Genomic DNA, 20,859 nt, shown 5'->3' with positions numbered 1-20,859 from the left:
CAGATGGAATAGCTAGTGTAATTATCGAATAGTTTCGGCAACACTACCACATTTTAGCATTCGATCCCCAAAATATGGGTTCCTAATTTCTTTTTCTTTAGATAACCAATATCCACCTGTATTATCAAATGCCATTGGACAATATTGCTTATAAACCTCTCCAGACGACAATGCTCCTTTAAGCGCAGTTTCCATTTGTGCAGTAATTTCTATGAACGCTTTTCTTTGCTCCTCGATATCATCTGTATTTGTTATTGCCTCAACCGCCGTTTTTAGAGCTGTATTTTCTGTTACTTTGGCAAGCATTTGAGCTCCTGCTTTAGCTTCATTAGCATCTGTATTTACCAAAGCTGTTTTGATATGGATATAATGCTGAAAAGCTTCTGCTGTTTCTACATTTTTAAACTGAACTTCCTTTGTTTGCTCTCCTTCATGACTACTATGATCATTATTATGACCCATTTCAGAATGTTCCTGTTTTTCATCTGTTTTAGATGTTTTATTCTCTTTGCAAGATAGTATTGTTAATCCTAGTATTGCTACTATAATTACTCTTATATCATAAATTTTTAAGTTTCTCATTTTGTTTACTTTTTTAAATAGTTTTGTTTTTTTGATTTGTTAAATAATTGATAATCGCAGCTTGTGTATAGTATAATTGTATACTCTCTATCTGATTTAGCTGAAATTTAAGTTGTAGTTCCTGGATGTCTAACACATCATTAAAATCTATAGTTCCTGTTTCATAGCTTTTTATCAGTATTTCTTCTGCATTTTTGGCTTGTTTTAAATTTTCTTTCTGAGTATTGTATTTGATTCTTGCAGTATTTCTATTGGAAACAGCCTTCCCTAAAATCGTTTCCATATGGTTTAATCGTTCTTCTTTTTGTGCTGTAATTTCTTGTTGACGTAATTTGTTTTGACGAGTTCGGGAATCATGACGCTTATTAAATATAGGGATAGAAAAAGATACCATAGGCATTATAATATCTTTACCATTATCATTTATAGTAACATCATTTCTCTCTGATACTGGTATATAGTCAAGTCCAAAGCCAATTTGTGGAGACTTTTCTTTTCGATTAAGCAATTCTGATTGTTTTATGCTTTCATATATCTTATCGTATTTAATTAGTTCTGGGTTAAGTTGTAAATTTTCCTTGTTGGTAATAGGATCTTCTGATGGTATGTCCATTTTGCCGGGGACAATCATATCAATGCCCGAATCTCTATTGAGTAAAGCATTAAAAGCTATTTGTTCTGCCAAAAAGCTTTCTTTGAGTACTGCTTTATGTTGTTCTAGCTCATTTTGACGCATTTGTAGTTTTAATACATCTACTGCAGAGCTTTTACCCACTTCGATAGATGTTAGTGCGAGTTTCTCGTAGGTTTGTAATAGTAGAATATTATCTTCAAGTATCTTTTGTTTGCTTTGTATTGCAAATAATTTATAATACGATTGAGAAATCGAAAGGGCTAATTTTCTTTTCGCAATTACAATGTCTACATATTCTGTCTCTGCCATGGCCGTAGAATAATTCTCTCTTGCTGTAATTGTTCCAAACCATGGTAACTTTTGTTTGACAGAAAATTTTGCACGTTGTGCACCTGTACGTGTCTCTGGTTCACTTACAAAATACCCTGCACTCAACTGTGTATTAGGCAACGTATTCACTTCTTTTATTTTTTCTTTTGCAACTGCATAACGCAACTCAAAATACTGAATATTAGAACTATTACGCCATCCTTCTTGAATATATAATTCAAGTTGTTGAGCATGTGTAAAAACTGAAATAAAAAGAAACCCTAGTATGATATTTAAATGCTTCATTTACTCATTTTTTTAAGTTGAACTTCTTTTTTCCAGCCAAATAATACCGGTACAACAAATAGTGTTATAAGGGCAATCCCCATTCCGCCAAATGAAGGAATTGCCATTGGTATCATAATATCACTCCCACGCCCAGTAGATGTTAATATTGGTAATAATGCAAGAATTGTAGTTGCAGTGGTCATTAGGCAAGGGCGAATTCTCTTCTCTCCTGCTTCGATCACAGATGTTCTAATATCATTAAGGGATTTCGGTTCATTTTTATCAAAAGTCTGTTTAAGATAAGTCGCCATTACTACTCCATCATCTGTAGCAATACCAAAAAGTGCAATGAAACCGACCCATACGGCAACACTTAGATTGATGGTGTGAACTTGAAACAGATCTCGCAAGTTTTTATCAAAGAAATTGATGTTTAAAAACCAATCTTGACCATATAACCAGATCATTAAAAATCCACCAGAAAAAGCTACTGCAATACCTGTAAATACTATTAATGAAGTAGTTATTGAGCGAAACTGAAGGTAGAGTATTAAAAAGATAATGGCCAAAGCCAAAGGTACTACAATCGATAATGTCTTTTCTGCTCTCAATTGATTTTCATACGTACCTGTGAATTGATAGGTTATTCCTTTTGGAACAATCAGTTCACTATTATCAATCTTGGTTTTTATTAAGTTTTGTGCATTCTTAACAACATTTACTTCTGCAAAACCATCTTTCTTATCAAATAAAACATAGCCCACTAGAAATGTATCTTCACTTTTTATCACTTGCGGCCCTTGTTCATAACGAATATCCACTAATTCGCTTAGCGGTATCGAACTTCCTTTTTCCAAAGGAACATAGATAGTTTCGAGATCTGTTGGATTAGCCCGAAGTTCGCGTGGATAGCGTACTCGAACTCCATAACGTTCTCTACCTTCCACCGTTTGTGTAAGTGAAATTCCCCCTATTGCTACTTCGAGAATTTGCTGAACCTGTTCAACCGATACTCCATAACGTACCAATTGTTCTCTATCAATGTCTAAAAGCAAATAAGGTTTTCCAACAATACGATCTGCAAACACTGCTTCTTCTTTTACTCCATCTACTTCTTTTAGTATCTCTTCTAATTGGATTCCAAAAGCTTCAATTTGTTTTAAATTCTGCCCTTTTACTTTAATACCCATTGGGGCTCGCATTCCCGTTTGTAGCATTATCAATCGAGTTTCTATTGGTTGTAGTTTCGGTGCCGAAGTTACTCCAGGTAATTTTGTGACTTTTATGATTTGACTCCAAATATCGTCTGGATTCTTGATTTCTGGTCTCCAGTTACGATAGAATTCTCCATTATTATCGGGAACAAGGTTTCCTCTTTTAATAGAGAAATATTTCTTTTTTGAGGCATTACTGATTTTACCAGAGTCAACATCATAGTTTTCATTATAAATCAGATTTCCATTTACATCAATAAATAGTCCATCATCATTAATCTTATATCGTTGTCTCTTCCCTTTTTCATTCAGCATATACTCTGGTGTATACAAAATGATATTCTCATACATCGATAATGGAGCCGGATCAAGAGCAGATTCTATTCTACCAGCTTTACCAACAACAGTCTTAACCTCTGGGATATTGGCTACTGCCATATCCAATTGTTGCAGTATTCTCTTGTTTTCTGCTACCCCCGCGTGTGATAATGTGGTTGGCATCAATAGGAAAGAACCTTCGTTTAATGAAGGCATAAATTCTTTCCCAGTATTTTTCATAATTAAAAACCCAAAAACAATAATAATAGCAGGAAGTGATAGGAATAGTACCTTATTTTTTAATGCCCATAGCAAAATTCGGGTATAGTATTTTCTAAAAAGGGTAAAAGTACCCAACAACCCAAAACATATAATTCCTACAAACACAAGATTCCAAAAGATGTTTTTATCCACACCCAACGGTCGCCAGTACTCTGCCAATAGAAATATAATTGTTACAGCAGATATTATAATATTACCCAAATTAACCTGGCTTTGGGAAAGTATACCTCTCAAACCAAGAATTGTTGTGATCCCAAAAGCTATCAGGATTATACCTAGCGATATACCATTAAGAATAACTATACATCCTAATACAATCAAAATACTACTAATAACATAACTCACTGAAGTTTTAATATTCTTCCTTTTGAATAAAAACGCAGCAAACGGTGGAATCAAGAATAAAGCTACTATGATTGATGCTGTAAGTGCCATAGTTTTGGTAAATGCTAATGGTCTGAATAGTTTTCCTTCTGCTCCAATCATCGTAAATACAGGTAGGAAACTGATTATTGTAGTTAGTACTGCTGTCAATATTGCACCAGAAACTTCGGTGGTAGCATTATATACAACTGTATTCACTGGCAAATGATTTTTATTATCATCGAGATGCCTTATAATATTTTCTGAAAGTATGACTCCCACATCGACCATAGTACCGATAGCGATAGCAATACCAGATAAAGCAACAATATTAGCATCAATACCAAAGAGTTTCATGGCTATAAAAACCATTAAAACAGCTACGGGCAAGAGTCCTGAAATAAGAATTGATGCCCTGAGGTTAAATACCATAATAATGATAACAAGAAAGGTGATCAAAATTTCTAAGGTAAGTGCCTCGTTAAGTGTGCCTAATGTTTCATGAATAAGTTCGGTTCGATCATAAAAAGGAACTATTGTTAATTGCGAAGTACGACCATCTTTTAGTTGTTTAGATGGCAATCCGCTACTGAGTTCTGTAATTTTATCTTTTACGTTACTGATAACCTCTAATGGGTTTGCGCCATAGCGTGCAACGACCACACCTCCTGCTACTTCTGCACCTTCTTTATCCAAGATACCTCTTCTGGCCTCTGGTCCTAAACTAACATTGGCAACATCTTTAATACGTATTGATGTAAATTCTTCTGAGGTCACTACTGCATTTTCGATATCTGCTATAGATTTTATATACCCCAAACCGCGAACAAGATATTCTGCCTGGTTAATTTCTAACGTCTGTGCACCGATATCCCGATTTGATTGCTTAACTGCATCGACAATATGTTGTAAGCTAATGTTGTACTGGCGCATTAGCTCTGGATTTACATCTACCTGATATTCTTGTACATACCCACCTATAGAGGCTACCTCTGATACTCCACTTGCAGATGATAATCCATATTTCACATAGTAATCCTGGATACTTCTTAATTCTTGTAAATCCCAACCACCTGTTACGTTTCCGTTTTCGTCTCGTCCTTCTAAAGTATACCAAAAAATCTGGCCCAATCCAGTTGCATCTGGCCCCAAACTTGGATTTACTCCATTTGGTAATAGCCCGATAGGTAAAGAATTTAGTTTTTCCAGAATACGGCTCCTGCTCCAGTAGAATTCTACATCTTCTTCAAAAATGATATAAATACTAGAAAATCCAAACATTGAAGAACTACGAATGGTTTTTACTCCTGGCACTCCTAAAAGTGAAGTAGTTAAAGGATACGTAATCTGGTTCTCTATATCTTGCGGTGATCGCCCCTGCCATTTTGTAAATACGATTTGCTGGTTTTCACCAATATCGGGTATGGCATCGACTGCTACAGGGTCACTAGGTAATATTCCTGTTTGCCAACCAAATGGTGCATTTACAATACCCCACCCTACAAAAAGAGCTAGTAAAAGGACTGCAACCAATTTATTCTCGATAAGAAATTTGATGCTTTTATTTAGCATATACTTTGATTATTAAATAATTAGAGAAAGACATTGTTTTTGAATTACAAACAACAACTCTAGCCCAGATGGACGTCATCGGGCATAATTATAATTATCTAATGTATCAAATAAGAAAGGTTTCGTTAAGCACTTGAATATCCTTGACCAAGAAAGGAGGTGGATACTCTTTAAAAGGGATGACATTATTCTCAAGTCCTTCAAAAAGGTTTATATATGAGTAATAAAAAATTGCAACAAAAGCTTGTTGCTCTAAAGTGATTTTATCTAATGAATTTTGAAGTTCATCTTGTCCTTCAAAAGTAAGTTGTTTATCGGTACAACAGCTTTTTTTGGCCAGTATTGAACATGCAACCGAATCAGACATTTGCTGTTCCATTCCACAAGTCTTTGCTTCTTTAAACAAGGCAATATCAACCAAAGTATTTCCACAATAATGCATATCTAATGTAAACGACATTGTAGATGCCATTACTATTAATGCCATTAAAACAGCAGATATTTTATGGATAAATTTTTTCATTTATCTAACAAATCTACAAAAAATAGATATAACAAATTTTGTTTAACAGAAGTTTAATCTTTGTTTTTAAGAAATAAACCTCTAAATATTTCTTACATCAAAAGACTTTTCCATAATAGTTAAGGTCAATTATCTCGTCTTTAGTTGTCTTATAATCACATTTTATGGTTCCTTATTTATGAAGATTGGTCAGTCTTTTTTAGTCATATTTAGTACATATAATTATTATAAAATCTTGAAGGTTATTTGAAATCTATTACTTATCTATTCTTTTCATAACAAATTGAGTTTCTAATTTTCCAAACCAACTAGGTTTTTGGCCATCGGGATAGGTTTCGTCAATCATTTTTAATTTTAAAAGACCTCCTTTTAGATCATATATAAAACTTTGTTTTCCCCCTTCAAAACCAGGTACTTTAGCGATAATAGCTTGTACGTTAAAAGTAGAATCAGTAGCTGTATACGTTCCTGAGTTGAATACTATAGTTCTAAATCCCGAAATCATTTCTTCTTCTGTAGGATGGGATAGGTTTTTAAAGGGTTTTCTGGATGTATCTGTTGCTGTCCATATAATAGAATACCTTTTTGGTGTAACCATAAAAATACCCGGTAATGGTTGTTTTATTGAATAAATAGTATCTTTTGTTATCCATTGTACTTCTTCTATACTCCAGGAACCCAGGATAGGGTTATTTTTTACTACTTCTTCTTTTTTATTTGTACAACCATTTACTAGTATAATAATGGTTATTAAAACTATTACAAGAATTACACTTTTAGAAATTATAGTAATATTCATGTTTATGTCTTGGATATAAGTAAAATCTGAAAAGTAAATTTTTATTATAAAATTAAACCTGCCGAAGTTTTATAGTTTTGATGATTAAGCAATCTTCGGCAGGTTCAGACTAACAAAAATTATGAAATATACTTTTATGATTACTTTAGAATTAATTATTGATTGATCGGTGTAGCAACAAATAAACTTTCGACTCCCGGGAAATTAGAATTTGCATTTATTTCTGATTGTGGGTATAGAAATCGCTCAGGTATTCCAGGTGCTGTAGAGGATTTAATAGGTATCCCTAGTGCATTATCTGTTCTACGTAGATCACTAAAAACTGATAATTGTCCTATTAAAGAGATATATTTTTCCTCCAATATTTCATTGATTAATGTTGTTCCTGTAGATGTAGAATGAGGAAAACTACCTCCGTATACTGTTGCTAGATAATCTCTAACCTGATTAAACGGGGTTAGTCCATCACCACCAGTTCTTGCAGCAGATTCTGCTTCTATTAATTTTGTTTCAAGCCATGTTATTAATCGTAAAGGAGCTATTTCACCAAAATATCCATTACTATTATAATTTAGTTCAATACCATCAAAATATATAGTTGCTCTATTACTGTCTCCTGGAGTAACTAATAGTCTTGGTGTAACTCCTGCGACTAATTTTCGTAAATGAGAGTCCTCTACAGTGAGGTATCCACCTCTTAGCAGAGCACCAAACTGATAGAACAAATTTCTTCCTCCATTAGCTGTAGCATGACTAGATAACAAATCACCATTAGAAGATGAAATTCCTTGTTGAGCTTCTATTAATGCATTTGGGTAATCTTTTGCCGCCATATAATATCTGGCTTTTAGCGTATGCCCTATTTCACTCCATATAGCATCATTTTCTTCAAAAATCCCACTACCGTAGAATCCTTCTACTGTAGCATTATCTACTTTTGTTATAGCTTCAGATAGTATTGCCTGTATTTGTTGAAGTATTACTGATTGTGAATCATAAATAGGGTTCGGAAAATTATCGGCATCTCCGGCTTCAGAAAAAGGAACATCTCCGTACAATAACGTAGTTTCTCCAGCAAAACAAGCCATCAAAATTTGAGCAACTCCTTCTAACACAACATTTCCTGACTCAATAGCTTTTTCTTTGGTAAATTTTGCTTGTGCAAAACCAGCTTGATATGTATTAGCCCAGGTACCATTAAAGCCTTGTGCGGTAATTGTATAATTATTATAGGCTATATATTGTCTATCCGCGCCTGTAAACTGATCTCCAAAGATTCCAGCCAAACGAGCCGCTTCTCCACCTAAAAGATGAACTAGTTCTAATTCTGCCTGGCCAATCACTAATTCTCCTGGAGCATCTGTAAATACATTTGGATTGATATTTACATCTTCTACATAACTATCACAAGCTGTAAATGAAAATATAATCATCAATGTTATAATTGCTTTTTTCATCATTTTATTTTTTATTAGAATCCTATTTTTACTGTTGCTATATATGATTTTGTACCTGGATTAGTAAAGTAATCCAATCCCCTACCTAAACTTGCTCCGGTAAGATTTAGATCTGGATCTACTCCCTTAAAATCTGTCCACAATATCAAATTTCTTCCTGTAACACCAATCTCCATATTGGTTATCCCCATATTTTTAAAAAATCGTTTCGGAAAAGAGTAATACAAAGACAACTCTCTTAATCGTGTCCAGGAGGCATCGTCTACAAACTGCTCTGCCAAGGGCCCAAATCCGCCTCCTGTTCCTGTATACCAATCGATATCCAAAGCGACAGGGCCTGCTCCAAAATCTTGAATATTACCTCTAAATGTTGTACCTGCAGGATATACTGTTCCGGATGCGCTGGTTAATCCTCCGGTTGGAGTTACTGATTCATTGGCTGTATCAGGGTCTATACCGAAGAAGTTTAGTACACCACGCGTTCCTGCCCACATATCTCCTCCTTGAGAAGTTTCAAATTGTGCAGATAGCGTTACTCCTTTCCATGAAAATGTGGTACCCAATCCACCAGTCCAATCTGGATTAGGGTTTCCAATTACTCCGTTAACAGGATCTGCCTGTGGAAATCCATTAGCATCAAGATTTAGGCTTCCATCTGTATTTCGAAGATATCTACCTCCCCATAACGTACCAATAGGATGTCCTTCTACTACACGGGAAGATGTTCCTGCAAAACCAGCCAGAAATACAGATTCAACGCCACTTAAATCTTCTACCATATTATTATTTTTGGAAAAATTAGCATCTATTTTCCAGCTTACACTTGCACTCTCTATGATATCTATTCCCAAATCAATTTCAAATCCTTTATTAGAAATCTCAGCAGCATTATTCAGGCGGTTTGTATATCCTGTCGATGCTGGTAAAGTAAGGTTTAAGATCACGTCTTCTGTGGTCCTGTCATAATATGTAAATCCTAAACTAACATTGTTTTTAAATAGTCTTATATCGGCTCCTACTTCATATTCTTTTACTCTTTCTTCTTTTAAATCTGCGTTTCCTTGTACAAAATTTCTAACAAATGGATTTCCGTATAATGCGCCTACAAGACCATCTCCCCATCCCGAGCCAACACCACCACCTGCAAAGGTTGTAATATTCGAATATGGAACAGGTTCAATACCTACCTCTCCATATGAGGCTCTTATTTTACCAAAACTTAAAAATTTAGAATCCGAAATTAGATTACTAAATTGCCAACCAATGGATGCACTAGGATAAAATATGGATTCGTTTAAAGTAGAAGGTCGTTCATATCTGCCCGAGAATTCGAAAAGTAACTGGTCAAATAATTCTGCATTGATTACCGTATAAGCTCCTGATTTTTTTCTTTCGGTTATGGTTCTAGCTATTCCATTATTCTCTACCGTAGAATTACCGAAAAGCAATAAATCACCTACGATCGGATTTGTGAAATTAGTTTCGGTTCCGGTTTCAGATTTTTGATAATTATCTGTCATGCTTACTCCGGCGATCCAGCCAAGATTAAAATTGTTTCCTAAGTCAAAATTAGAACTGATAAAAAAGTTATAGTTTTCTATTTTTGATATTATGGTTCTATCAGAGAAAAAACCTGTTGAAGCTGCTCCTGCAGAATTAACAGGGAAAAATGTTTCTCTATTATCTGTATAATAATCTAACCCATATCTTGCAGTAAAGGTTATGTTGTTTCTAACCTTCCAGTTAAGTTCTGGGTTAATAATAATTCGATTAACTATATTAGGGTTTTTCTGTTCATTAATAGTCCACCCAGGGTTGTTATATGAAGGGGCTCTATCACCAAGATATCTTCTATATCCTCTATGAGCGTTTGCACTGGATAATCCTATATCATCATAATAAGTACCTTTATAATCTCTATTATCAAAATCTGGAGAAGTTCTTAGGTAGCCCAGATATAATCCATTAAGATTAGATCCTTGTTGTATTCGTTGCGCTTTTATTTTACTATAATTTGTTGTTATTCTTGCAGTGATATTTTCTGAAATATCAAATTCATTATTAAGCCTAAACGTTTGTCTATGATAGGTTGATTGCCCTCTCATGATTCCTTGCTGATTCCAATCTGAATAGCTTAAAAATGAATTAGATTTTTCTCCTGAAAAACTTACAGACAATGCATTTTCAAAGGTGAATCCTGTTTGAAATACCTGATCTCGGTTTGATGTATTAAAAACTTCTCTCGAATTTTTTTGTGTAATCGGGTAATAAACATTTCCAGATTCTGCTACAAATCGTTCTTGCCCAATAGTTACATCATCAAGGCCTCCTGATCTATCAGCAATCTTATCTCCCCAGGAAAAACCTGTATTCGGCACCCATGCATAATCTGTTATGCTTGTATCTGGGAGTCCCTGGCCGTATTTCCCTTGTTTATTATATTCTACATTAATTTGATCGAATGTGACTGCAGATTTCAAATTGACAGACACCTTGTCTCCGCTTCCTTTTTTTGTCTGAATAACAATAACACCATTGGCTGCACCTGTACCATAAACCGCAGCGGCAGCGGCGCCTTTTAAGATGGTTACATTTCTAATATCATCTTGATTAATATCATTTAACCTGGATTGTTGTGAGACACCACCAGTACCACCTCCTATACTAGCATTTGAAACAGGTATACCATCTATAATAATCATAGGTGTGGCATTTCCAAGAATTGTATTTTGTCCGCGAATTTGGATGTAAGCTCCAGAGCCCGGGTCTCCAGAATTTCTAGTTATTCGGATTCCAGATGTTTTTCCCGCCATCCCCTGGATTATCCCCGATTCTCCAGATCGTTGGATCACTTCTGTATCCAAAGTGGTCGATGAACTTAAGTCATTGTCTTTCTTTTTTTGTAATCCTAAAGCCGTAATTACAATTTCATCCAATTCATTATTATCTTGTTGAAATAAAATATTGATTATATCGACGGATGGTTCAATTTTTTTTTCCTGGGCTTGCATACCTATATAACTAAACTGTATGATATCCCCTGTTTTGGCATTTATAGTATAATTCCCGTCAAAATCTGTTTGTGTCCCCTCTCCGGTTCCTTTAATAGTAATATTTACCCCTGGTAAAGGAACCAAATCATAAGTAACGGTACCTGTAATTGTTCTTTCTTGTGCAAAAGTCAACACACTGCTGCATAATAGTACAAAAGAGAACCATAAATTGTTACGTTTACATTTCATAGTTAATCAATTAAATTAGTAATGATTTAAAAAGGAATACCAAATAAATAGACATTCGATAGGGAGTGGCTAACTCAAAATGACAAATGGCAAAAGCATATTGTGTTATATGTGAATATTACTTAATCCTTTACCCAGTATTCCTTCTCCTACAAAAGAATGTAGTTTATATAGAATAAGTGTTTATGCGTGAAGGGGTTAACAAATATCCTTAAAGAAGTTAACAAAATATTTATAGTATATATAGAAGGTATTCAAAGAATCAATAGAAAGATAATTAATTACATCCCGTAGAATACTACGATAGAAAGCATCAAAGAAATGTTGTGAAAAATTAGTTATGATACAATGCTTTGAGAATAACTGGAAGGACTTTGATTTGTGAATTTTTTGAAAGCTTTATAAAATGAAGTTCGATTATTAAAGCCTACGCTATAGGCTATTTGAGTTTTATTTAATGCTTTTTTATCAGTATCTACTAATAATTTGCAAGCATCTTTAATTCTATACTTATTTATAAAATCAAAAAAAGACAAATTAAATTGTTCATTAATTACCTGAGAAGTATGATTTCTTGAAGAATTTAATAGATCAGATAAATCATCTAATCTTAATTCACTATTTAAATATGGTTTTTGGTTTTCCATGATTTGAACCAAGTTTTCTTTAAGTTCCATAGAAATTTGTTTAGAAAGACCTGTTTTTTTGTATTTAAAAAAATTGGCAACATTTTTTATTCTCTTTTTCCCACTAAAGACATCGGGTTGCACAAAACCAAAATAAACCAATACTCCAACAAAAAACACAATTCCGATATCGATAAAATAATCATATTGAGCATCCATAATCTCAAACCGAATTAAAAAAATATAAAGCGTAAACAAAAAGACAAAACCAAAATATGCACCTATAAACCAATGAAGCCAGTTTTTTTCTTTATATCCAACATTCGTGCTTTTTTTGAACTTTTGATAGGTAAATCCTCCATAAAAAATCATAAATACTATTATAATCCAAATACCATATGATGGTAATAAAATATAATCATTCACTGTATTATTAACTATTGTATCATATTTGTTTTGTGCAGAAAGGAAATAAAAAGGAGATAATAAAAGAATCAGTATCAGAATAGGAATGACAAATAAAATATCTGATTTCTTAAACGTCGTATTAAAAATCACTCTTCTCACATATATATATACCAAAGGTCCATAAATTAACCATAAAGGAAAATGAGTCATATTTAAATGTACATATTCAATAGTATACAATTTACCAGACCATCGTAAACAATTATATATGATCTCATAACAGGATAATAATGTATATATAACTAGTATTCTATTTGCAAAACGATCTCCTTGCTTTTTCAAGAATAGTAATGAAATTAAAACTCCTAAAAATGCAAAAAACAGGAATAAGATAATTTGAGATTTCATGTATCTACTTAATTTTACTTTACACTTCAATTTACTGATAAAAATGCATTTTATAAAACAGACACAACTTAGGTCGGTACTTTTCTCATATAAATAATCATCATCATCTACATAACAAATTATATAAGTTGTATTTTTTTATTATACAAAATAAGCAGATTGTAAACATAAAAGTGTAAATGCATGTACGCATTTTTATATATGCTTATAGAGATTAACAAATAATTTATACAAATAATCATTTATAACATATAAAAGTCAAACTTTCTTATAATCGAATATGAGTATTTAATTTTGATGTAGTTTTATTAAAAATTATTCTGCTTTCTTACAAATCAGTCCCTAAATCATAAGCTTTACGATATATATCAGAGATTTTAATTTCCCAATTATTTGTAAATAGTAGTATTTCTATTTTTGATTCGGGATTAAAAGCAACAATAGTGGCAACACCTTCATTTCCTCCACTATGTCCCCATAAATTTCGACTATCGTCTAGATAAAAAACATGTAATCCCATTTGACCATATAAGTTTGGTATTTGTGGTGTCAGCATTTCAATGATTGTCTCTGATTGTAATAATTGGTGATTATTAGATCGGCCATTTAAAACAAAGACTGTTAATAGCTTATGCATATCTCTAACATTGGAGCGTAGTCCCCCATTTGGGTAATCTGTAAATGTATAATGTGGGATAGCTTGATATTTACCATCGATATAATGATAAGGTTGTACTATTGGTTGTGAAATTTCATCATATCTCCAAAATGTATTGACCATACCTAAAGGGCTAAAAATATGTTGCTTACAATAGGTGTTAAAATCAATACCCGAAATTGCCTCAATTAATACAGCAATTAATGCATTTCCGGTATTTGAATATCTAAAATTGCTACCGGGTTCAAAATCATAGAAATTTTCTTCTTCATTATAATACTCTCCTCCAGCAACTAAGTAATTTTCTAAATAATAGTCTAATACTATAGGACTGTCTTCTTCATAATAGTATTGATTAGATAATATATCCCAATTATCACGTATCCCCGAAGTATGCGTTAATAAAATTCTAAACGTAATAGGAACAGCCTGATTTGGTACCTGAACAGAAAACGGCAAGTATTCATTAATATTTTCATCTAAAGAAAAATGACCTTGATCATATAATTGCAATAATGCTGTAGAAACGACTAATTTTGAGACAGATGCTAACAAAAAAAGGTGGTCACTTTCTAAATTGTTATCTTTTTCGATATTTGATTTTCCTAAATATTCTTCAAAGAGAATCTGATCTTCTTTGAATACTAAAACAGACATTGCGGGAATGTGTTGCTTTTCCATTTCATTTTGAAGAAAGGTTTTAAACTCTTGAGCTTTATTTGTGGATGGGTCATCACTTTTTTCACAACTTATAGAAATAAATAAAATAATGATAAAGCCAGATATAGATGTTTTCATGTTTACATTTATTATTAATTAAAGATTGCCTCTCTATAATCTACACTAAAAACCCCGAAAAAGCCTAGTGCTGTTTCATTAGCTGTAGTATTTCTAATATTTCCAATTAAATTCACAGGAGGTTTTGAAAATATCAAAAAAGGATCCGTAGTTTCTGGATTACCAAAGTCTACCTGATTCTCATATTGCTCAAAAGACGTTACATAATATTGATAGGTTAGAAAATTGAGATTCTGTAAACTAATCCCTATACCGTTACCATCAATATATTCTGTTTCTATAAATGCATTCTCGTTTCCGTCAAACAGATTATCACTAGATAACTCAAAATGGGTAGCAATAAGCTCACTATCATTATAAAAACGATATCCAACTAAATAAAAGTTGGAAATATTATCAGGATCTCTAAACCCAACTCGTGAGAAACCATTAATTCTTTCAATATTGGTTATGCGTACGGGTATTTTTAATTGTTCATGTTCAGATTCGTAGGTAGTTCCATCCTGTAATACTACTTTAATCCAATACTTATTACCAACAAGACCAGTAATCATTTCAGCACTTTCATAAACACCATTATTAACTATAAAATCATCAGTCAGCAATGCAATAGTTCCAAATGTATCTTGGGTAAATAAGGATACAGATGCATCATTAACAGGATCAAGATTAGTATTATAAACAGGAACAGTTTTTTGGATGGTTATTTTTATATGATCTGTGTTATTGATAAGATATCCATAGATAAAAACTTGTGGCTCAAATTCTGCATCTGGTTTTATTTCATCAAGACAACTTACAATTGGTAAAAAGGAAAAAATGATCAATATAATGCGATATAGTGGTTTCATAGTTTTAAAATTTAAAGTTGTACGTAATAAAAGGTACCGGGGTTCCTATTAAATAAAAATCATAAGATCTCAATTGGTTATTTTGAAATATGGAAATAGACGAAAATGTATTTTTATGTGAATACAGGTTATATAAACCAAAAGACCAGCTACCTTTCCATTTTTTATGAGGTTTATTCGGTGTATAGGTAAATGAAATATCCATTCTATGCGTACTTGGTAATCGATATGCATTTCTACTCGAATAGGTTAAATAAGGATTGTTATCAAAAATAAGTCTTCCGGTTGCTTTTGTTATGGGTCTACCCGATTGGTACGTAAAAAACAGGCCTACATTCCATTTTTTTCCTAATGTGTAATCAGTTGTTATATTAAGGACATGTGGTCTATCATAATTTGATGGATAATATTTCCCATTATTAATATTTTCATCAGGAAAAACACTAATAGTCTTTCTTTTGGTCACAGAATAAGTGTAATTAAAATTCCCCTTTAATTTACCTGTGTTTTTATAAATTCCAAATTCTGTTCCATAGGAATATCCTTCTGCGGGTAACAATTGCGTTTCTACATTTTCGTTTAAAAACAGATCTGCTCCATTTTTATATTCTATTATATTTTTGAATGTTTTATAATACCCTTCAGCTATAAAATTATAGTGTTTATTAGGAGTATCATAAGCATATCCTACAGAAACTTGATTGACCCGTAAAGGTTTTATATGCGTTCCTGAAAGTTTCCATATATCAAAAGGCATAGCAGATGTTGTGTTAGAGATATAATGAATGTATTGAAGCATCTTGTTATACCCGAGTTTTAAAGCTTTATTATCTTGTAGATCATATTTTAATGAAATTCGAGGTTCAAAGCCAGCGTAACTCTTAATAAGTTCTCCTTTTTTATACGTTCTAGTATTAACAACCGTACTTGTACTCTGTGGAAAATCAGGGTTATATGTAGCAACCTTGTTTACTCCAAAGTTTCCAAACCATGAATATCGCAATCCAGTATTGAATGAAAATCTTTTCCATTTTTTTTCATATTCTATATAAGGTGCGGCCTCTAATCCTTTTTCTACTTCAAAATCAAGAACATTGATCCCTACATCATCACTAGAAGCTTTTGCTGGTGTAAATCGATACAGTGTGGCATTGACTCCAAACCTCATTTTTGTACTGGGATTAATGTAATAAGTAAAATCTGGCTTTATAATATAATTCTCTATAGAAGATGTCCATTTTATGCTACTAGATGTCTCTAAAGGACCACCATTTGTGCTTTCTAAATTATAATTGTACTTGCTATATATTCCAGAAACATTCATAAATAATTTGTTAGAGAATATATGATTCCAGCGTATTGTAGCTGTTGTATTTTTCCAATCCATATCTGTTTCTTCATTAGGTCCTTGAGTACCATCAGAATTAACCTCTTCTTCAAAATTAAGCTTCATCACATCTGCACCAAAATAACCAGACAGAAACAAGGTATTATTTTTATTTATTTTCCAGGTTAGTTTAGAGCTCAGATCATAGAAGTACAATTTTTGATTTTTTACCTCTCCTCCTATGATTGGAAAAAACACATCAAAATAAGATCTACGGCCAGAAACCAAAAAACTTAGTTTTTCCTTTTTTATAGGCCCTTCTAGTGTAAGTCTTGAAAACAATAACCCTAATCCTCCTTCTCCTTTAAAAGTCTTTGTATTTCCATCACGTTGTCTAATTTCTAAAACAGAAGATGCTCTTCCTCCAAATCTTGCTGGGATTCCTCCTTTATATAGTTTTATCTCCTTAACTGCATCAGCGTTAAAACTTGAGAATAAACCAAATACATGAGTAGGACTATAAATAGGCGCTTCATCTAGCAAGAAAAGATTTTGATCTATATTACCACCTCTAACATTAATTCCTGCAGAACCTTCTCCAATGGTATTTACACCAGGAAGAGTTAATAGAGCTCTCACAATATCTGGTTCTCCCAGAAAAGCAGGTAATCGTTTGATATCAGAACCTTTTAAACTCGAAACACCAGATGCAATCGTATTCACCTGGCTTTTATTTTCATTATTTGTAGTAATCGTTACTTCATCTAATTCATTAGAAGTGGATTCTAGCTGAATATCGAGGTTTGTATTCTTGTTTAATTCTAGTGCTATCTCTTTTTGATTATATCCTAAATATGAAATTTGGAAACTATAATTGCCTTCGGGAAATGTAATAGAATAAAAGCCATATTCATTGGTAGAAACTCCTTTATCGCTATCTTTTATATAGATACTGGCTCCAGGTAGCGTCTCACCTGTTGCAGCATCTTTAACTGTTCCGCTTAGTGTAAACTTATTTTTTTGTTGAGATTGATTAGAAAGTATAATAAAACTATTTTTTACCAAATACTTGATGGTTGTGGTTTGTAATAACTCGTTCAATGTTTTAACCACACCTTCTTCAACTACTTTAATATCAAATTTTTCAGACACATTAATTTCATCGTTATTATAAATAAAACTATATGATGTTTGTTTCTCTATTTGTTTTAATATGGTTTCTAATTGAGTATTCTCGAGGTTTAACGTAACCTTATCCTGAGAAAACCCATTAATAGCCATGAGTTGTAAACAACCTAGTAGATAAAGAGAAAAAGATAATTTCATTAATAAAATACTTTTTTTATCAGGGGTTTTTACCTGTAAAGACAGAACGAACTGTTTTATTTTCATAAATTTGGATGTTGTTAATTATTACTGATTTCGCGATTAGAATACTATTGACACGTCGGTGGGAAAATGGCAGTTTTCCCACTTTTTTATTTTATTATCCATTCATTTGCTTTTGTATTATATTCATACTTAAAATCTTTTGAAGCTTTTAATACTTCTAGGATTTCATTAATTGGTAACTCTTGATCAAAGGATCCAGTAAATTTTGAATTGGATATTTGTTCATTCTCAAAACGTATATTCACATTATGTTGAATCTTTAAATCATTTGCTATCTCATTTAATGGTTTATTATTGAATTGTATTTTACCTTCTCTCCAAGCAATACTACTGATAGCATTATTAGATTTTGAAGTAAGTACTCGTCCATCATTCTTAAAAATCATCACTTTATCGTTTGGAAGCATCATGATGCTATTTTTAAAATACTCTGCAGATGTCACTTCGACTTTACCAGTTAATAATACCGTTTCTGTAAATGCATTTTTTGCATATGATTTCACGTTAAAACTTGTTCCCAAAGCTTTTACTATAATATGATCTGGTGTCTCTACCGTAAAAGGATGTTCTTTGTCTTTTGCCACTTCAAAAAAGGCTTCACCATCTAAAAATATTGTTCTCGGTGATTTTGGATCATAAGAAAGTTTACTTGAAGAATTCAACCAAACTACAGAGCCATCAGGAAGATTTATTTGTTGATGATCACTATAAGCAGTCTGAATGGTTATACTATCATTTGCTACTAATATTTGATATGTAAATACAGAAGCAGATAATAAAATCGCTACCATAGCTGCATACTTTACAATCTTTTTCCAGCTAGAATTTTTTCTTTCTTTATTTGCTATCGAATTGAAAAATCTTTGTTTAGCAATATTTGTTTCTAAATCACTACTCTCTGGGGCTTCACCAGTGACCTTATAAATATTCTTTATTTTATTAAATAAATCCTCGTCAAAATCCTCAGAATTCATCCATTGTTCTACTCTTTCATTCGTAGCTGTATCTGCGCTTTTTGAGATATATCCCCAAATATCTACTTCCGTTATTTGATACTGTTCCATAATAAGGTATTTTACTATAAGACGTATGTCGTATAGTTACACCCTATTAAAAAATTACAAATAATCTTTTAGTTCTTGTCTAAACGCTGCTAAGGCCTTGGAAATATGAAGTTCTACTGTTTTGATCGAAATATTTTTTTGTGTAGCGATTTCCTGATAAGTAAACCCCTGATCCCTTGATAATTTAAATATTTCTATTGTTTTTGGGTGAAGTGAAGAATAAATACTATCTATTTTTTGCGATAGCTCCCATTCATTATCTATATTTTCTTGCATATCCTGGTTTAGTGAATATAAATTGATATGCTTTTCCCGCGTTTTATTCTTTCTGGTATGATCAATTATCTTATTCTTTAAAGTAACGATAAGAAATGATTCTATCGAACGATCATTTGATTGAATTTGCTCTATTTTCTCCCAAAGTTTTATAAATGTTTCTTGTACTAATTCTTGAGAAAAATCTCTTTCTTTAACCACCTTAAAAGAATAATTGAAGAGTTTTGTATAATGTTTATCAAATAAAATTGAAAATCTCTTTTTCTTTGGTGATTTCATTAATTTATTTTTCTCCTATTATTTTTTAGATAGCTAATATTAACATCTGTAGTATCAGAAAATTATACTTTAATAGATAGTGGCTAATATATAAATAATACCTAATTACTCACCTATCTTCATTTTTATTGAAAGCACAACACTTATAAACAGCTCTATTTCAACACAATAAAACATGGTGCAATTATAAAATCATCTCCAATTGCATTGATTTTTCATCAACACTTAACAGACGTTCATCAAAATAAATAGTAAGATTTGGATGCTATAAGTAGGTTCGCATTGTCAATTAAAACGAATCCTATGAATACTTTAAAAATTGAAAATCTATCTAAAACGTATCCCAATGGAGTAAAAGCATTACAGGATATCAACCTAACTATTACTAATGGTATGTTTGGGTTATTAGGTCCTAATGGAGCAGGAAAATCTTCACTAATCCGCACCTTAGCTACGCTACAAGAGCCTACTCAAGGGATCGTATTATTTAATGATACAAATAGTAGTAAGAATCCACAAATCATTCGAAATCAATTAGGGTATCTGCCTCAAGAATTTGGTGTTTATCCCAAAATATCAGCAATTCAGCTATTAGATCATATAGCAATATTAAAAGGAATACAAGATTCCAAAGAGCGTAAAGAACAAATAGAAGGATTATTACATCAAACGAATTTATATGCAGTGCGAAAAAAATCTGTAAAGACCTTTTCCGGAGGTATGCGTCAGCGATTTGGTATCGCACAAGCACTACTAGGAAATCCCAAACTTATTATTGTAGATGAACCCACTGCTGGTTTAGATCCAGAAGAACGTAATCGTTTTCATAATCTATTAAGCGAAATAGGAGAACATAGAATCATCATTCTATCTACCCACATTGTTGAAGATATTAAAAACCTATGTGCCCAAATGGCTATCATGGGAGAAGGAAAAATATTAAAACAAGGTATCCCATCAGAACTTATTGCTCACTTAGAAGGTAAAATATGGCATAAGGTTGTAGCCAAAGAAAATGTTACGGCTTTCAAAAATGCCTTTAATGTCCTTTCAACCCGTTTATTTGGTGGTAAAACAGAGCTTCGAGTATTAGCAGATCATCAACCAGAACAAGGGTTTAAAGCTTCTAAACCAGATTTAGAAGATGTCTACTTCTCTACAATCAATAAACAAATTACAATACAATAAT

Annotated in this window: 14 protein-coding genes; 1 reads left to right on the top strand and 13 read right to left on the bottom strand. The window is 32.5% G+C overall.

What is annotated here, in order from left to right; genetic code table 11:
* Nucleotides 1-21: 21 nt before the first annotated feature.
* The 13 genes from AAFU52_RS21725 to AAFU52_RS21665 form a co-directional block, all read right to left on the bottom strand.
* A complete protein-coding gene (locus AAFU52_RS21725; protein ID WP_024770144.1) occupies nucleotides 22-582 on the bottom strand; it encodes a DUF3347 domain-containing protein in 561 nt (186 codons plus the stop codon).
* Between the two features lie 13 nt (nucleotides 583-595).
* Entirely contained in the window at nucleotides 596-1,831 is a 1,236-nt protein-coding gene (locus AAFU52_RS21720; protein WP_438423526.1) for a TolC family protein, read from the bottom strand.
* On the bottom strand, nucleotides 1,828-5,562 hold the full coding sequence (locus AAFU52_RS21715) for an efflux RND transporter permease subunit (RefSeq protein ID WP_438423525.1): 3,735 nt from the start codon (nucleotides 5,560-5,562) through the stop codon (nucleotides 1,828-1,830). Before AAFU52_RS21715 ends, AAFU52_RS21720 begins: the two co-directional genes overlap by 4 nt.
* A gap of 106 nt (nucleotides 5,563-5,668) precedes the next feature.
* Entirely contained in the window at nucleotides 5,669-6,085 is a 417-nt protein-coding gene (locus tag AAFU52_RS21710; protein WP_438423524.1) for an HYC_CC_PP family protein, read from the bottom strand.
* A 256-nt stretch (nucleotides 6,086-6,341) separates the two neighbouring features.
* Entirely contained in the window at nucleotides 6,342-6,884 is a 543-nt protein-coding gene (locus tag AAFU52_RS21705) for a hypothetical protein (protein WP_438423523.1), read from the bottom strand.
* Nucleotides 6,885-7,039: 155 nt separating this feature from the next.
* Nucleotides 7,040-8,341 (bottom strand): SusD/RagB family nutrient-binding outer membrane lipoprotein, encoded by a 1,302-nt coding sequence (locus tag AAFU52_RS21700; protein WP_438423522.1) that lies wholly within the window; start codon nucleotides 8,339-8,341, stop codon nucleotides 7,040-7,042.
* Nucleotides 8,342-8,355: 14 nt separating this feature from the next.
* Entirely contained in the window at nucleotides 8,356-11,583 is a 3,228-nt protein-coding gene (locus AAFU52_RS21695; protein ID WP_438423521.1) for a SusC/RagA family TonB-linked outer membrane protein, read from the bottom strand.
* Between the two features lie 338 nt (nucleotides 11,584-11,921).
* Nucleotides 11,922-13,025, bottom strand: a complete 1,104-nt coding sequence (locus AAFU52_RS21690; protein WP_438423520.1) for a helix-turn-helix domain-containing protein — start codon at nucleotides 13,023-13,025, stop codon at nucleotides 11,922-11,924.
* A gap of 328 nt (nucleotides 13,026-13,353) precedes the next feature.
* A complete protein-coding gene (locus tag AAFU52_RS21685) occupies nucleotides 13,354-14,481 on the bottom strand; it encodes a serine hydrolase domain-containing protein (protein ID WP_438423519.1) in 1,128 nt (375 codons plus the stop codon).
* A gap of 14 nt (nucleotides 14,482-14,495) precedes the next feature.
* Entirely contained in the window at nucleotides 14,496-15,332 is an 837-nt protein-coding gene (locus AAFU52_RS21680; RefSeq protein WP_438423518.1) for a DUF4249 family protein, read from the bottom strand.
* A gap of 4 nt (nucleotides 15,333-15,336) precedes the next feature.
* On the bottom strand, nucleotides 15,337-17,985 hold the full coding sequence (locus tag AAFU52_RS21675) for a TonB-dependent receptor (RefSeq protein ID WP_438423517.1): 2,649 nt from the start codon (nucleotides 17,983-17,985) through the stop codon (nucleotides 15,337-15,339).
* Nucleotides 17,986-18,137: 152 nt separating this feature from the next.
* A complete protein-coding gene (locus AAFU52_RS21670; RefSeq protein WP_438423516.1) occupies nucleotides 18,138-19,115 on the bottom strand; it encodes a FecR family protein in 978 nt (325 codons plus the stop codon).
* A gap of 54 nt (nucleotides 19,116-19,169) precedes the next feature.
* Entirely contained in the window at nucleotides 19,170-19,670 is a 501-nt protein-coding gene (locus AAFU52_RS21665) for an RNA polymerase sigma factor (RefSeq protein ID WP_438423515.1), read from the bottom strand.
* Between the two features lie 303 nt (nucleotides 19,671-19,973).
* Here AAFU52_RS21665 and AAFU52_RS21660 point away from each other — a divergent pair, with 303 nt between their 5' ends.
* The gene (locus AAFU52_RS21660) at nucleotides 19,974-20,858 is read left to right on the top strand and encodes an ABC transporter ATP-binding protein (protein ID WP_438423514.1); all 885 of its coding nucleotides are present in this window, start codon (nucleotides 19,974-19,976) and stop codon (nucleotides 20,856-20,858) included.
* Nucleotide 20,859 lies beyond the last annotated feature (1 nt).

Origin of the sequence: Aquimarina macrocephali, from assembly GCF_051627225.1 — a bacterium.
GTDB lineage: Bacteria > Bacteroidota > Bacteroidia > Flavobacteriales > Flavobacteriaceae > Aquimarina > Aquimarina macrocephali.
The sequence above is the reverse complement of the archived record's forward strand: the minus strand, read 5'-3'. Positions and strand labels throughout refer to the sequence as shown.

Excerpts from the sequence above, each read along its gene's own strand:
- AAFU52_RS21705 (WP_438423523.1), bottom strand. The coding sequence starts at position 6,884 with ATGAATATTACTATAATTTCTAAAAGTGTAATTCTTGTAATAGTTTTA.
- AAFU52_RS21670 (WP_438423516.1), bottom strand. The coding sequence starts at position 19,115 with ATGGAACAGTATCAAATAACGGAAGTAGATATTTGGGGATATATCTCA.
- AAFU52_RS21710 (WP_438423524.1), bottom strand. The coding sequence starts at position 6,085 with ATGAAAAAATTTATCCATAAAATATCTGCTGTTTTAATGGCATTAATA.
- AAFU52_RS21720 (WP_438423526.1), bottom strand. The coding sequence starts at position 1,831 with ATGAAGCATTTAAATATCATACTAGGGTTTCTTTTTATTTCAGTTTTT.
- AAFU52_RS21660 (WP_438423514.1), top strand. The coding sequence starts at position 19,974 with ATGAATACTTTAAAAATTGAAAATCTATCTAAAACGTATCCCAATGGA.
- AAFU52_RS21685 (WP_438423519.1), bottom strand. The coding sequence starts at position 14,481 with ATGAAAACATCTATATCTGGCTTTATCATTATTTTATTTATTTCTATA.
- AAFU52_RS21695 (WP_438423521.1), bottom strand. The coding sequence starts at position 11,583 with ATGAAATGTAAACGTAACAATTTATGGTTCTCTTTTGTACTATTATGC.
- AAFU52_RS21690 (WP_438423520.1), bottom strand. The coding sequence starts at position 13,025 with ATGAAATCTCAAATTATCTTATTCCTGTTTTTTGCATTTTTAGGAGTT.
- AAFU52_RS21665 (WP_438423515.1), bottom strand. The coding sequence starts at position 19,670 with ATGAAATCACCAAAGAAAAAGAGATTTTCAATTTTATTTGATAAACAT.
- AAFU52_RS21675 (WP_438423517.1), bottom strand. The coding sequence starts at position 17,985 with ATGAAATTATCTTTTTCTCTTTATCTACTAGGTTGTTTACAACTCATG.
- AAFU52_RS21680 (WP_438423518.1), bottom strand. The coding sequence starts at position 15,332 with ATGAAACCACTATATCGCATTATATTGATCATTTTTTCCTTTTTACCA.
- AAFU52_RS21715 (WP_438423525.1), bottom strand. The coding sequence starts at position 5,562 with ATGCTAAATAAAAGCATCAAATTTCTTATCGAGAATAAATTGGTTGCA.
- AAFU52_RS21700 (WP_438423522.1), bottom strand. The coding sequence starts at position 8,341 with ATGAAAAAAGCAATTATAACATTGATGATTATATTTTCATTTACAGCT.
- AAFU52_RS21725 (WP_024770144.1), bottom strand. The coding sequence starts at position 582 with ATGAGAAACTTAAAAATTTATGATATAAGAGTAATTATAGTAGCAATA.